Source organism: Burkholderia sp. MSMB1835, from assembly GCF_001526365.1.
GTDB lineage: Bacteria > Pseudomonadota > Gammaproteobacteria > Burkholderiales > Burkholderiaceae > Burkholderia.
Genome location: NZ_LOYP01000011.1, coordinates 1 through 14,466 on the forward strand (window position 1 = coordinate 1; position 14,466 = coordinate 14,466).

General features: G+C 65.9%; 11 protein-coding genes and 1 pseudogene. 1 reads left to right on the forward strand and 11 read right to left on the reverse strand.

All coding sequences use genetic code 11. The annotated features are described in order from the left end of the window. From WS96_RS31895 to WS96_RS05450, 11 genes and pseudogenes are all read right to left on the reverse strand, one after another. Nucleotides 1-257 (reverse strand): annotated as a pseudogene (locus tag WS96_RS31895) (amino acid permease); the annotation flags it as partial. A gap of 179 nt (nucleotides 258-436) precedes the next feature. Further along, nucleotides 437-1,300, reverse strand: a complete 864-nt coding sequence (locus WS96_RS05405) for a glycine betaine ABC transporter substrate-binding protein (protein WP_059831100.1) — start codon at nucleotides 1,298-1,300, stop codon at nucleotides 437-439. 134 nt (nucleotides 1,301-1,434) lie between these two features. After that, complete coding sequence (locus WS96_RS05410; protein WP_059831102.1) at nucleotides 1,435-2,583, reverse strand: hybrid-cluster NAD(P)-dependent oxidoreductase; 1,149 nt, start codon at nucleotides 2,581-2,583, stop codon at nucleotides 1,435-1,437. A gap of 26 nt (nucleotides 2,584-2,609) precedes the next feature. Then, complete coding sequence (locus WS96_RS05415) at nucleotides 2,610-3,851, reverse strand: aromatic ring-hydroxylating oxygenase subunit alpha (protein WP_034204267.1); 1,242 nt, start codon at nucleotides 3,849-3,851, stop codon at nucleotides 2,610-2,612. Nucleotides 3,852-3,904: 53 nt separating this feature from the next. Then, entirely contained in the window at nucleotides 3,905-4,690 is a 786-nt protein-coding gene (locus WS96_RS05420; RefSeq protein ID WP_059502302.1) for a drug:proton antiporter, read from the reverse strand. Beyond that, nucleotides 4,687-5,856 carry an electron transfer flavoprotein subunit alpha/FixB family protein gene (locus WS96_RS05425; protein WP_059831103.1) on the reverse strand — a complete coding sequence of 390 codons (1,170 nt, stop codon included), beginning with the start codon at nucleotides 5,854-5,856 and terminating at the stop codon, nucleotides 4,687-4,689. Before WS96_RS05425 ends, WS96_RS05420 begins: the two co-directional genes overlap by 4 nt. A gap of 4 nt (nucleotides 5,857-5,860) precedes the next feature. Further along, nucleotides 5,861-7,786 carry a (Fe-S)-binding protein gene (locus tag WS96_RS05430; RefSeq protein WP_034204264.1) on the reverse strand — a complete coding sequence of 642 codons (1,926 nt, stop codon included), beginning with the start codon at nucleotides 7,784-7,786 and terminating at the stop codon, nucleotides 5,861-5,863. Between the two features lie 3 nt (nucleotides 7,787-7,789). Then, nucleotides 7,790-9,853 carry an NADH:flavin oxidoreductase gene (locus WS96_RS05435; RefSeq protein ID WP_059831105.1) on the reverse strand — a complete coding sequence of 688 codons (2,064 nt, stop codon included), beginning with the start codon at nucleotides 9,851-9,853 and terminating at the stop codon, nucleotides 7,790-7,792. A gap of 68 nt (nucleotides 9,854-9,921) precedes the next feature. Next, on the reverse strand, nucleotides 9,922-10,455 hold the full coding sequence (locus WS96_RS05440) for a DUF5943 domain-containing protein (protein WP_059831107.1): 534 nt from the start codon (nucleotides 10,453-10,455) through the stop codon (nucleotides 9,922-9,924). 138 nt (nucleotides 10,456-10,593) lie between these two features. Next, complete coding sequence (locus WS96_RS05445) at nucleotides 10,594-11,565, reverse strand: dipeptidase (protein WP_059831108.1); 972 nt, start codon at nucleotides 11,563-11,565, stop codon at nucleotides 10,594-10,596. A 38-nt stretch (nucleotides 11,566-11,603) separates the two neighbouring features. Beyond that, nucleotides 11,604-12,878 carry a serine hydroxymethyltransferase gene (locus tag WS96_RS05450; protein ID WP_059583205.1) on the reverse strand — a complete coding sequence of 425 codons (1,275 nt, stop codon included), beginning with the start codon at nucleotides 12,876-12,878 and terminating at the stop codon, nucleotides 11,604-11,606. Between the two features lie 355 nt (nucleotides 12,879-13,233). Between WS96_RS05450 and WS96_RS05455 the strand changes: the two genes are divergently transcribed. Further along, nucleotides 13,234-14,349: a GlxA family transcriptional regulator gene (locus tag WS96_RS05455; protein ID WP_082720195.1), complete on the forward strand. Its 1,116-nt coding sequence runs from the start codon at nucleotides 13,234-13,236 to the stop codon at nucleotides 14,347-14,349. Nucleotides 14,350-14,466: the final 117 nt, after the last annotated feature.

Here is a 14,466-nt window from a genome sequence, read left to right on the forward strand (position 1 = left end):
AGCCCCGATATTTCCGCATAAGTCGCGCTTTGAATCAGCCCCATCGTGATCGCGGCGATCCAGATCGCCCACGCGGGCTGGCCGATCGTCGCGCATACGCCGCCGATCGTGAACAGCACGCCTGCCGGCACGCCGCTCGTCACCCAAAAAGCGTCTTTCCAGGTCAGGCCACGATGCAGCGTGTGGCCCGTCGAATCATGTGAGATGGTTGCCTCGACATCACTGGTGCGATTCGCACGCAGTCCTGCTTGACTCATCCAATTCCTCCCGAGATGACTCCGCACAAGGGCGCTAGTGTAACAACTTACGCGCTTTTTTGCAGAATCCGCAAAAGAATTCCGGGATATGGCCGCATTGCATCCGAATTGTTTCGGATTCCTGCATGCCATTCCCGACGTGTTTTTTATGACGATTCGTGCGACGTATATCGGAATGCTTACTGTGTGCCTTCCGTCCACGAATTCACGCGGTCGGCATGCGCCGCAATCCACGCATCCGCGGCCGCTTCCGGCTTCGAGCCGTTCTGGATCGCGAGCATCACGCTGTCGATTTCACCCGGCTTCCACTGGAATTTCTTCAGGAACGCGACGACCGGCTTCGCCTTGGTTTCGAGTCCCGGATTCACGACGCTGTCGACGTGCTCGGCGCCGCCGAACACCTTCTTCGGATCCTCGAGGAAGCGCAGCTTCCACTTCGCGAACATCCAGTGCGGCGCCCAGCCCGTCACGATGACCGGCTTGTTCGCATTGACCGAACGCGACAGCTCGGCCGTCATCGCGCTACCCGAGCTCGGCATCAGTGTGTAGTTCAGCCCGTAGCTCTTGATCGCGTCGTCGGTCTTGCGCATCACGCCGGCGCCCGCATCGATGCCGACGATCCGGCCGCCGAAGCTGCCCTTCTCCGCATTGAGGTCGTCGATGCTCTTCGCCTTCACGTACGCGGGCACGATCAGGCCGATCTTCGCATCGGGAAAATTCGCGCCGAGGTCGACGACCTTGGCCTTGTACTCGTCCCAGTACGAGCCGTGCGTGACCGGCAGCCACGCGGACAGCGTCGCATCCAGATCGCCGCGCGCGACGCCCTGCCACATGATCCCGGCCGCCACCGGCACGAGCTTCACCTCGTAGCCGAGCTTCTTCTCGATGACGCGGGCCGCGACGTTCGACGTCGCGACGCTGTCGTCCCAGCCTTCGACGTAGCCGATTTTCAGCGTCGGCTTCGTATCGGCGAGCGCCGATGCGCTCAATGCCACCATCGCCGACAGGGCGCCGGTCCACAACAGTTTTCCGAACAGCTTCATGGTCGATCTCCTTGGTCTGCGCACCGTGCGCGTTGTCTCTCTAGGTTCTTCAACCACAAATCCGCGGTATCGTTGTTTTCCGACGGATGCTTGTCCGGATGCGACGCACCCGGACAGCCGACGGCGAGTTTCGACTACTTGTCGATCACGAGATCCGACAGCGGCTTGCTGCAGCACAGCAGCACCATCCCCTGATCGATCTCGCGCTGGCGGATGCCGCCGTTGTGCTTCATGTCGACCTGCCCCGACACCAGCTTCACCTTGCAGGTGCCGCACATGCCCTGCGTGCACGATGCCGGCAGCCGCACGCCCGACTGGCGCGCCGCGTCGAGCACGTGCTGCTCCGAGCCGCACGAGATCTCGCGGTTGCTCTTCGCGAAGCTGACCGTGTACTGCTTCGTGCCGGCGTCGCCGCCTTCGGCCGGCGGCGCGAGATCGGCGAGCAGCTCGTCGCTCGCCGTCTGCGCGAGCGTCTCGAACGAGAAGCTTTCCTCGTGATACTGCTTGCGATCGAAGCCGGCTTCGTCGAGCAGGTCGCGCACGGCCTTCATGTACGGCGCGGGGCCGCACGTGAAAATCTCGCGTTCCATGAAATCCGGCGCGATCAGCTTCAGCAGCGGCAGCGTCAGGAAGCCCGTGACGCCCGGCCAGTTGGTGCGCGCGCCGACGCGCTCGACGACGAACGACGTGCGGAAATTCGTGTGGTTCGACGCGATCAGGTCGAGTTCGCGCGCGAAGATGATGTCGTCCGGCGTGCGTGCGCTGTGCACGAACAGGATGTCGCGATCTTCCGCGAGATCATGGTGCGCGCGGCTCATCGACATCAGCGGCGTGATGCCCGAGCCGGCCGACAGGAACAGGTACTTGCGCGCCGGATGCCGCGCGCACGTGAATTCGCCGGCCGGGCCGAGCACGCGCACCGACGCGCCCGGCTGCAGGTTGTCGTGCAGCCAGTTCGACACCTTGCCGCCCGGCACGCGCTTCACCGTGATCGAGATCGTGTGCGGCCGCGCCGGCGACGACGAAATCGTGTAGCAGCGGTTGATCGTCTCGCCGTCGATGTCGAGCTCGAGCGTGATGAACTGCCCGGGCTCGAACGAGAACGTGCGGCCCTGCGGCGAACGGAAGAAGAAGCTCTTCACGTCGTGGGTTTCCTGCCGCACGTGGCAGCACACCAGCGTTTCCTCGACGTCGCTCGTCCAGCGCTCGGGCAGCGCGTTCCAGAAGGCCGGGTGCGTCACCCGGCTGTCAGCCGGCTCGAAATTGGCCGCATCTCGCATCATGTGTAACTCCGCTTGCTGTCTGCTGACTACGCGCCGGTTTTTTCGGCGAGCCGGCCGATGTACCAGGCCGAGAATTTTTCGACGAGACCTTCCGTGTACGGCGAATACGGGCCCGGCTCGTACGCGCTGCTGTTCGCGCCGCGCTGCGAGAATTCGACGAGCGCGCGATCCTGGTCGTTGGTCGCGTTCCACACGGCCGTGAGGTTCTTCACGTCGTAGTCGATGCCTTCCTTCGCGTCCTTGTGCACGAGCCACTTCGTACGCACGAGCGTCTTGCCGGCCGACAGCGGAATCACCGAGAACGTCACGATGTGATCGCTCATGAAGTGGTGCCACGAGTTCGGCTGCGTCCAGAACGACAGCCCGCCGAGATCGGCCCTGTCGAAACCGCCGAGCAACTTCTTCGACGCGACCTTCGCGTCGAGCGTCTGCGATTCGCCGTCGCGGTCCAGCGGCAGGCGTTGCGTGCGGAAACCCGTCACGTCGAGCAGCTTTTCGATTTCGGCGGACGGCAGGCCCATCTCGGCCCACTCCTTGCCGCGCCGCACGCAGGTTTCGGCGAAAGCGTCCATGCCTTCGGCGTTCGCGTCGGAACGCTGGTAGCCGAAGCCGTATTCGTACAGCGAGATCGTCAGCTCGGGATGGTTCGCGACGCAGTGATAGCACTCGCGGTTGTTCTCCATCGTGAGCTTCCAGTTGCCTTCTTCGATGATGTCGATCTGCGCGGCGATCTTCGTGTTCGGCAGGTCGTGCGGCAGCAGGTACGGCTCCATCTCGGCCCGCATCTGCGCGAAATCGACCGGCGGCTCGTCGGCGAGGCAGATGAAGATCAGGCCCGCGAGGTTCTCGACGTGCACCGACTTCAGGCTGTGCTTGCACCGGTCGAACTTCTCGCCCATGTGCTCGGCGAACATCAGTTGGCCCGTCAGGTTGTAGGTCCAGCTGTGGTACGGACACACGATGTTGCCGACCGAGCCTTTGTCTTCGTTGCACAGGCGCGCGCCGCGGTGACGGCACACGTTGTGGAACGCGCGAATCGCCATGTCGTCGTCGCGCACGATCAGGATCGAATCGCTGCCCAACTGCACGGTCACGTAATCGCCCGGCTCGGGAATGTCCGGTTCGATCGCCACCTGGATCCAGTGCTGGCGGAAAATCGCCTCCATGTCGAGCGCGAAGATGTCCTCGCTCGTGTAGAACGGTGCGTCGAGGCTGTGCCCTTCCTTGCGCCGCTCGATCAATGCACGAATGTCTGCCGATACTTTCATCGTTTGCTCCGGATTCCTTGCATCCCTGGGTGTCTTGCCGACAGGCATCAAAATCAGTAGTCGATGAGCTGATGCTCGCGCAAATACGCGAGGATCACTTGTGCTTTTTCGACCGAACTCCCTTCATTTACGACGTTGCCGCCGCGGCTTTCGGTCGTCGTCGCGGACAGCATCCGGGCATGCCCGGAGCGCTTCTCGGCGGCGACCAGCTTGACGGGTTTGCGCTCGACCGGGCCGACCGTCCACGCGGCCGCGTCGGCGTCCGCACCGGGCGCCGCGAGCGCCGGCCGGATCGCGCCGGCGCGCAACCGCGCATACGCATAGCGCGGCTCGACACCGGCGAGCGGATGCACGGCGACGACGGCCGGCAGCGCCGCGTCGACACGCCGCCGCAGCCCTTTCGGCAAAAATTGCCGAACCGCCGCGCGACCGCCTTCGACCGTCACGTCGACGGCCGAGCCGACGAGCGGATAGCCGAGCGCCGCGGCGACACGGTACGGCAGCATCCCGGTGTCGTACGCGCCCTCGGCGCGCGTGCCGGTCAGCACGAGGTCGTAGCCGTCGAGACGCGCGGCGAGTGCGTGCACGGCGTCGTCGCCGTCGCGGCAGGCCAGCACTTCGACCTCCCGCGCACCGAGCGCCAGATAGTCGGCAAGCGCCGCATTCGCGGGGTCGCCTGCATGGATCACGTCGAGCGTCGCGCGATGCTTGTCCGCGAGCTGGCGGCCGGTTTCGAGCGCGGCCGCATCGTTGCGGCTGTAGCGCGCGACGCCGCTGACCGGGTGCCGGCCGACGGACACGAGCACCGCGATGCGTTGCAAGGGGCGAGGGGCGTTCATGCGGCGACTCCTTCGGGTTCACGGGTACCGACCGCGGCCGGCGATTCGCCGCGCGCGGCCCGCGCGGCCTGGACCTGTTCGATCAGCGCGGCGATCGTCGCCTGCGCGTCGCCGACCACCGTCAGGTTCGCGCGCTTCGCGATCGGCGCGCTGCCGTCGAGGTTCACCGCGATCACGTGGCGGCAGTCCTTGATCCCCTGCAGGTGCTGCACCGCGCCGGAGATGCCGAACGCGATGTACACGCTCGCCTCGACCGTCTTGCCGGTCGCGCCGACCTGCTTGTCGCGCGTGAAGTGGCCGTTGTCGACCGCGACACGGCTCGCGCCGATCGCCGCGCCGAACACGCCGGCCAGCCGCTCGAACGCGCCGATGTCGGACACGCCGTTGCCGGCCGACACGATGAAATCGGCTTCCTCGAGCGCGACCTGGGCCGCGTCGATTTCGTCGAGACCGAGATCGCGGTACGGCTGCGCGGCGTCGCGCGCCGGGCGGATGAAATCGGCGGCGACGCGTTCGCCCGCGCCGACGAACGGCAGCTTCGCTTCGACCGCGTTCTGCGCGAGCAGGATCACGTCGGGCAGCGCGCGGGTGGCGAACGCACGCCCCGCCTGGGCATACGCGCCGACATGCTTCGCGTCGATTTCGACGACGTGAGTCGCGACGCTCGCACCGGCGGCCGCCGCGTAACGCCGGCCGAGATCGCCGTCGCCCGTCGCGTTGTCGGGCACGAACACGTGTTTCGGCGCGAGCGCGGCCACGCAGGCCTGCAATGCTTGCAATTCGCTTTCGGGATCGAACGCGCGGCGTTCGAAGCCGGCCAGCTCGAGCAGCTTGTCGACGCCGAGTTCGGCCACGTCGTCCTTCAGTTCGCCGAACGCGAGCAGCGCGACTTCGGTTTGCGCATCGGCGAGCACGGCCGCGGCGGCGATCGCCTGCCGCGAATGGTCGTCGAGCGCGCCGCGTTCGCTATGCGCGACCACCAGCATCACGTGCTTCGGCTCCTGCAGCGCGCGGCGCGGCTTCGCGGCCGCGGCGCCATGACCGTGCGCGGACCACTGCGCGGCGTTCGCATCGGCGCTGCCTTCCTCGCCGAGCGTGATGCGCTTCAGGCCGGCGGCCGTGATGACGAACGGCCGGCGCGGATCGATTCGTTTGATCGTATTCATCGATTCACTCCAGCGAGGCGGCGACGAGTTCGGCGACGTCGAGCACGTCGGGGCGCGGGCCCACGACGCCTTCGAGCATGGCCGTGCAGTTCGGGCACGCAACCGCGACCACGTCCGCGCCGATCGTGCGCGCGTCGGCGATGCGAATGTCCGGGATGCGCTGCTTGCCCGGGATGTCGGTCAGCGGCGCTCCGCCGCCACCGCCGCAGCAGCGGCCGCGCATGCCGTTGCGCTCCATCTCGACGACCTGGATGCCGATCGTCTTCAGCAGCTTGCGCGGCGCCTCCGTCTCGCCGTTGTAGCGGCCGAGGTAGCACGGGTCGTGATAGGTCGTGCGTTTCTCCTGCAGCGCCTCGACGGCCTTCGGCGCGATCTTGCCGCTGTCGGCCAGTTCGGCCAGATAGGTCGTGTGATGCTTGACCGTCACGCGCAGCCCGAGCGCACGGTATTCGTTGCGCAGGCTGTGCATCACGTGCGGGTCGGCCGTCACGATCTGCTTGTACGACAGCGTGCCGAGCGTGCCGATCAGGCGCTTCGCCATCTGCTGGAACGTCGCTTCGTCGCCGAGCCGGCGGGCGACGTCGCCCGTGTCGGTCTCGGTCGGGCCGAGCACGGCGTAGTCGACGCCCGCCTTGTTCAGCACCTTCACGAACGCACGCAGCGTACGCTGGTAGCGCATGTCGAACGCGCCTTCGCCCGCGACGAACAGCACGTCGACCGGCTTGCCGGGTTGCGCGACGGGCGCGCTCAGGTCCACCGACCAGTCGTAACGTGCGGCGGTGTCGTAGCCGCCCATCGTGCCCGTCTCGCGCAGGTTCGCGAGCACTTCCTGGCCCTTGCCCGGCACCGTGCCGTGCACGAGCGTGCGGTTGCGGCGCATGTCGACGATCGCGTCGACGTGCTCGATCAGCATCGGGCACTCCTGCACGCACGCGCGGCAGGTCGTACACGACCACAGCGTCTGCTCCTCGATCAGGCCCGACACGATCGGGCCGTTCGGCTCGCCGCGATGCTGGCCGACCGGGATGCCCGGCGACGGGCTGCCCGCATATGCCGCATCGGTGCCGCCGGCCATCCCGACCACGAGATCCTGGATCAGCTTCTTCGGGTTCAGCGGCTGGCCCGACGCGAACGCGGGGCACGCGGCTTCGCACTTGCCGCACTGCACGCAGGCGTCGAAGCTCAGCAACTGGTTCCAGCGGAATTCGACCGGCTTCGCGACGCCGTACTCCTGATGCTCGATGTCCGGCAGCTTCAGCGCGGTCGGCGGCGTGGCCGTGCCGTTGCCGGTGAACGATTCGCGCGTCGCGGCGAAACGCTCCTGGCGCGGGTGGAACGCGAGGTGCAGCAGGCCGGCGATCGCATGCTTCATCGGGCCGCCCTTCGCGGCGCCGATCGTCATCGTGAACGCGCCGATGCCGATCAGCAGCGCGCAGAGCACCGCGAACGCACCCGACATCGCGCCGGTCGGCACCAGCATGAACAGCACGAGTCCGAGCGCGAACGAACCGAGCAGCCAGGGCAGCGTATTCCACGGGCCGCGCGACAGGCGCGCCGGCACGTCCTTCGCCGCGCGTCGACGCCACACGAACACCGCGCCGACCAGCATCGCGAGCGCCGCGAGGAAGATCAGCTTGTCGAGCCACGGCGAGTAGATCGCGAGGCCGTAGTTGACGAACACCAGCGCGAGCGCGCCGATCGCGCCGCCGGCGGTCGCGACGTGGGTCTTCGCGATGTACGGATCGCGGGCGACCACGTGGTGCAGGTCGACGAAATAACGCTTCGGAATCGCGAACAGGTTCGCGACGCCGAACGCGCCCGGTGCCGTGGCGCGGCCCAGACGCCAGTATGACGAGCGCTTCGCGACCGCGAACGCGAGCCCCGCCACCGACAGCCACAACAGGGCGGTAATGAGGAAGGACGGGTTCATCTTTTAGAAATCCTTCACGAGACGCAGCGAGTCGTAGATGGCCCCGTGGACGTTGTGCATCGAAATGCAGTCGCCGACACGGAACAGCAGGAAACGGCCGTTGCCGAGTTCTTCCGACAGGCACGGCTGCGGCTCGGCCGCGAACAGCGTGTGCGGATCGATCTGGCCGCGGTTCACCGATTCCGGCTTGAGCTTCCAGTACAGTTCGTCGTTCGGCGACGAACCGTTCTCGATCACCACCTGGTCGACCGCGCGCTCTTCCAGTTCTTCCGTGTACTCGTTGCGCAGCACGGCGATCATCTTGCCGTTCTCTTCATAGACGCGATCGAGCATCGTGTTCGGCGTCGGGATCACGCCGAATGCGTACAGCCGGCGATAGAAGATCGGGAACGTCGTGCCGCCGCAGTCGTCGGCCACCTTCACGTCCGGCGTGACGACCTCGACCTTCGAGCCGCGGCTCGCCATGAAATCGGCCACGCCCGCGCCCGCATGCGTGCTCACGCCGTCGAACAGCAGCACGTTCTGCTTCGGCTCGACCTTGCCGGTCAGGATGTCCCACGAGCTGACGGCGAGGCCTTCGGCCACGCCCCACGCCGGCACCTGCCACGTGAAGCTCGAGCCGCCCGTCGCGAGCACGACGATGTCCGGCTTCTCGGCCATGATCGTCTTCTCGTCGGCGGCCACGCCCAGGCGCCGGTCGACGCCCAGACGCTTCGTTTCCATGTCGAACCAGCGGATGATCCCCGACATCTGTTCGCGCTGCGGCGCCTTCGCGGCGATCATCACCTGGCCGCCCACTTCCGCGTTCTTCTCGAACAGCACGACGTCGTGGCCGCGCAGCTTCGCGACGCGGGCGGCCTCGAGCCCCGCGGGGCCGGCGCCGACCACCACGACCTTGCGCTTCGGACCGCGCGACTTCTCGATGATGTGCGGCATCGTCGCTTCGCGCGACGTCGCCGCGTTCTGGATGCACAGCACGTCGAGGCCGTTGTACTGGCGGTCGATACAGTAGTTCGCGCCGACGCACTGCTTGATTTCGTCCTCGCGGCCGTCGCGGATCTTGATCACCATGTGCGGATCGGCGATCTGCGCGCGCGTCATGCCGACCAGGTCGATCATGCCGTTCGCGAGCAGGCGCTCGGCCTGGCCCGCGTCGCGGATGCTCTGCGCGTGCATCACCGGAATCTTCACGACCGACTTGATACCGGCCGCGAGGTGCACGAACGGCTCCGGCGGCAGCGCCATCGGCGGCATGCAGTTCGCGATCGTGTTGTGCGTGTCGCCACCCGAGCCGACCACGCTCAGGTAGTCGATCAGGCCCGTCTCCGACATCGCCTGCGCGATTTCCTTCAGCGCTTCGTGATCGAGGCCGTCCTCGTGGAATTCGTCGCCGCACATGCGCAGGCCGACGCAGAAGTCCTTGCCGACCGCCTCGCGCACGGCCGTCAGCACTTCGATGCCGAAGCGCAGGCGGTTTTCGAGGCTGCCGCCCCATTCGTCGGTGCGATGGTTCGAACGCTTGCTCCAGAACTGGTCGATCAGGTGCTGGTGCGCGGCGGAGATTTCGATGCCGTCCATGCCGGCCGCCTTCACGCGCTTCGCGGCCGCCGCGAAATCGCCGATGATGCGGCGGATTTCCTCGATCTCGATGATCTTCGCGTTGCCGCGGTGCACGGGCTCGCGCACGCCCGACGGCGACATCAGGTGCGGCCAGTGCTCGCCGTGGAACGACGAGCGGCGGCCCATGTGCGTCGCCTGGATCATGATCTTCGCGCCGTGCTTGTGCATCGTGTCGGCCAGGCGCGTGAGCGGATCGATGATCTTGTCGGTCGACAGGTTCACCGATTTCCACCAGCCTTGCGGGCTGTCGATCGAGACCGGGCTCGAGCCGCCGCAGATGGCCAGGCCGACGCCACCCTTCGCCTTTTCTTCGTAGTAGCGGATGTAGCGGTCGCCCGGCAGGCCGCCCGGCTCGGCATACACCTCCGCGTGCGCGGTGCTGACGATCCGGTTGCGCAGCGTCAGCTGGTTCAGCTGCATGGGTTTGAACAGGTGGGGATAACGCATCGCAGGCGACCTCTGGCGTTCGAATGTCTCGTGTTGCGGGTATTTATGTATTTCAGTGCATCGATGCGTCAGTGCGCGATCGGCGACACTTCGAAGACGCAGTGGTCGTGGTGCTCGGCCGCACACTGCACTTCCTTCGACTGCGCGCGCGGCGCGCTCTTGCCTTCCGGCGTCGTGTCGTTGACCCAGTCCATCGCGCCCGCGAACCAGCCGGCGAACATGTAGCAGAGCTTGCCTTCCTTGCCCGGTTGCTGGAGCACGAACGACGAGTGGCGCAGCTCGATCTTCGCGCGGGCGCTGGCCGGATCGGCCTCGATGATCGAGAACAGGCCCCAGCCGCGTTGCGACAGGCGCTTCAGGTAGTGCTCGAACACGGCCATGCCGGTCAGGCCGTGCAGCTTCGCTTCCTTGTCGCACCAGTGGTAAGCGGACTTGTAGCCGGCCTTGTAGAGGATCTCGGCATACGCTTCGACGCCGAGCGCTTCCTCGACGGCGACGTGATTGTTCGTGAAGAAGTGGCGCGGCACGTACAGCATCGGCAGCGCGTCGGTGGTCCAGACGCCGGTATCGGGATCGACGTTGATCGGCAGTTGCGGTTGCATCGTGGTGACTCCGTGAGGAAATTGGCCGCGCGGCTCAGTGCGCAGGCGCGACATCGTCCGCGTGCCCGCGCGGCAAGCGCGGGCACGTCCCGATTTTTTTATGTTGAAACGCGGGGGGCGGTTCGGCGGGCGTGGCGCTTACGCGCCCCACACGTCCTTGAACACGCGCACCCAGTTCTCGCCCATGATCTTGCGGATCCGCGATTCCTTCCAGCCGTGGCGCTCCATTGCGGCGGTCAGGTTCGGGAATTCGCCGATCGTGCGGATACCTTCCGGGTTGATCACCTTGCCGAAGTTCGTCAGCTGGCGATAGCGGCCCTTGTCGTGCGTGAGCATGTCGAAGAACTCCTTCGCATAGTCCTGCGTGAAGTCCGTGCCGATGCCCACCGCATCCTCGCCAATCAGGTTCACGACGTAGTCGATCGCCTCGATGTAGTCGTCGATGTTCGCTTCGATCCCGCGCTTCAGGAACGGCGCGAACATCGTCACGCCGACGAAACCGCCCGCATCGGCGATCTCCTTCAATTGCGCGTCGCTCTTGTTGCGCGGATGCTCCTTCAGGCCCGACGGCAGGCAGTGCGAGTAGCACACCGGCTTCTTCGAGAATGCGATCGCTTCCGACGACGTGTTGCCGCCCACGTGCGACAGGTCGACCATGATGCCGACGCGGTTCATCTCGGTGATCACTTCGCGGCCGAAGTCCGACAGCCCGCCGTCGCGCTCGTAGCAGCCGGTGCCGACCAGGTTCTGCGTGTTGTAGCAGAGCTGCACGACGCGCACGCCCATGTCGGCGAACGCCTCGATGTAGCCGAGGTTGTCCTCGAACGCATGCGCGTTCTGGAAGCCGAGGATGATGCCGGTCTTGCCTTCCTTCTTCGCGCGGAAGATGTCGTCCGTCGTGCGCACGAGCGTCAGCAGCTCGCCGTTGTCGCGGATCTTCTTCTTCATCACGCCGATGTTGTCGACGGTCTTGGCGAAGTTTTCCCACACCGACACCGTGCAGTTCGCGGCCGTGATGCCGCCCTTTCGCATGTCCTCGAACACCGGCTTCTCGAACTTCGAGATGTTCAGTCCGTCGATGATGATGCTGTCATGATGCAGCGTGCTCATATCTGCTCTCGCTCGTGTGGCTGTTCTGGTGGGGTCGATCAATAGATCGGGAAGCGCTCGCAGAGCGCGAAGATCTCGCGGCGCACGCGCTGTTCGGTGGCGGGATCGCCTTCCGGGTTCGCGCGCAGCGCGTCGAACACTTCGAGGATCAGGCGGCCGATCTCGCGGAACTCCGCGACGCCGAAGCCGCGCGTCGTGCCCGCCGGCGTGCCGAGACGGATGCCCGACGTGACGGTCGGCTTCTCGGTGTCGAACGGGATGCCGTTCTTGTTGCAGGTGATGCCCGCGCGTTCCAGCGCCTGCTCGACCGGCGCGCCCTTCAGGCCCTTCGGGCGCAGGTCGACCAGCAGCAGGTGATTGTCGGTGCCGCCCGTGACGAGATCGACGCCGCCGGCCTTCAGCACTTCGCCGAGCGCCTGGGCGTTCGCGAGCACGTTGTCGATGTAGGTCTTGAAGTCCGCATGCAGCACTTCGCCGAACGCCACCGCCTTGCCGGCGATCACGTGCATCAGCGGGCCGCCCTGCAGGCCGGGGAACACGGCCGAGTTGATCTTCTTCGCGATCTCCTCGTCGTTGGTCAGCACGAAGCCGCCGCGCGGGCCGCGCAGCGTCTTGTGCGTGGTCGACGTGACGACGTGCGCGTGCTCGACCGGGTTCGCATGGCGGCCTGCGGCGATCACGCCCGCGATGTGCGCCATGTCGACCATCAGCTTCGCGCCGACGCTGTCGGCGATCGCGCGAAAGCGCGCGAAGTCGAGCGCGCGCGGGTACGCCGAGAAGCCGGCGATGATGAGGTTCGGCTTGTGCTCGTGGGCGAGCGCCTCGACCTGGTCGTAATCGATGCGCAGCGTGTCGCGATTCACGCCGTACTGGACGGCGTTGAACCACTTGCCCGACAGCGCCGGCTTCGCGCCGTGCGTCAGGTGGCCGCCCGCGTCGAGCGACATGCCGAGCACCGTGTCGCCCGGCTTGGCCAGCGCGAGCATCACCGAACCGTTCGCCTGCGCGCCCGAGTGCGGCTGCACGTTCGCATAGCCGGCGTTGAAGATCTGCTTCACGCGCTCGATCGCGAGCGCCTCGACTTCGTCCGCGAATTCGCAGCCGCCGTAGTAGCGCTTGCCGGGATAGCCTTCCGCATACTTGTTGGTCAGCACCGAGCCCTGCGCCTCGAGCACGGCGCGCGACACGATGTTTTCCGACGCGATCAACTCGACCTGCGACTGCTGACGCTCGAGTTCCTTCAGGATGGCGCTGCGCACCGGCGCGTCGCGCTCGGCAAGGGGCTGCGAGAAGAAAGGCTGGGTATTCGACATAGTGCGTCCGTGACGAAGAATGAAGGGCTGCAACCGAAGCTCAAGGGCCGCCGTGCCTGGGGTTCCCGCGCGTCCAGTGCAAGGCTGCCGACGGCTCTATTCTTGTCGTTCGGATTTTCGGCGGATTGATGAATTTAGACGCGTTCTTTGCCTTTTCCGCCATGCGCGTCCGTTTTATACAAGTGACCGGTCGTGCTTTTCGGGGCGACCGCCCGAAACGGTGCGAGCGATTCACCTATGGACACGCACACCGGCAGTGCGTTTGCCGCACGTTCGCGTGCGGCTTCTCCCGGATACGGTGCAGTGCAGCAACGGCCCGATGCCCAGACAACGTATGGAGCTAGGGTTTAGCCGTATGGCACGCTTGTTGCACTCGCTCACACAATATCGCAGCCCGATCCGTGCCCCGGGCCAAAAGCTATTAGAGATTCAAGGAACGCTCCCCATGTCGCCCGACCGCACAGCGTCGCTGTCCCACTTCGCGTTCATGCCTTTACCGAACTTCACGATGATCGCGTTCACCAATGCGATCGAGGTGCTTCGGATGGCGAACTATCTGAGCGGCCAGCCGCTCTACCGCTGGTCGGTAATCAGCCCGGACGGCGGCCCGGTCACGGCGAGCAACGGCCTCACGGTCGACACGGGGCCGGCCGAATGCGTGGGGCAGCCCGACATCGTGTTCGTGTGCGGCGGCGTCGACGTGCAGCGCGCGACCACGTCCGCCCATCTGTCGACGCTGCGCCGCTTCGCGCGCTCGGGGCTGCCGCTCGGCAGCCTGTGCACGGGCACCTATGCACTCGCGAAGTCGGGGCTGCTCGCGGGCTACGCGTGCGCGATCCACTGGGAGAACATGTCGGCGCTGAAAGAAGAGTTTCCGGACACGCGCTTCCTGAAGGAACTGTTCGTGATCGACCGCGATCGCATCACGTGCACGGGCGGCGTCGCGCCGCTCGACATGATGCTGAACCTGATCGCCGCGCGCGTCGGCACCGCGCGCGTCACGCAGATCGCCGAGCAGTTCATCGTCGAACACGTGCGCGACACGAGCGCGCAACAACGCATGCCGCTCGTCGCCCGCCTCGGCTCGGCGAACAAGTCGCTGTTCGAAGTGATCTCGCTGATGGAGAACAACATCGAGGAGCCGCTGTCGCGCGAGGAACTCGCGCGGCTCGCGAACATGTCGCAGCGGCAGTTGCAACGCCTGTTCCGCGAGCATCTCGGGATGACGCCGACGCACTACTACCTGACGCTGCGGCTGCGCCGTGCGCGCGAGCTGCTGCTGCAGACCGACATGTCGATCATGCACATCACGATGGCGTGCGGCTTCCAGTCGGCATGCCATTTCAGCAAGAGCTATCGCGACGCGTTCGGCGTGGCGCCAACCCGCGAGCGCCGCAAGCAGGTTGCGCCGCTCGCGCAGGGTGCGGCGGCGGCCGGGCCGGCGTTTCCGACGCATCTGCTGCATGCGTGAAGCGCGGACTATCTGAAGCAAAAAAAGCGGCCTCGAAGGCCTAATGCCGTTCAGTTAAGCGACTGAACGGCATTTTTGTTTGCGCCAACTTGTTGTAAACGGGGCGTGGCGATGTTA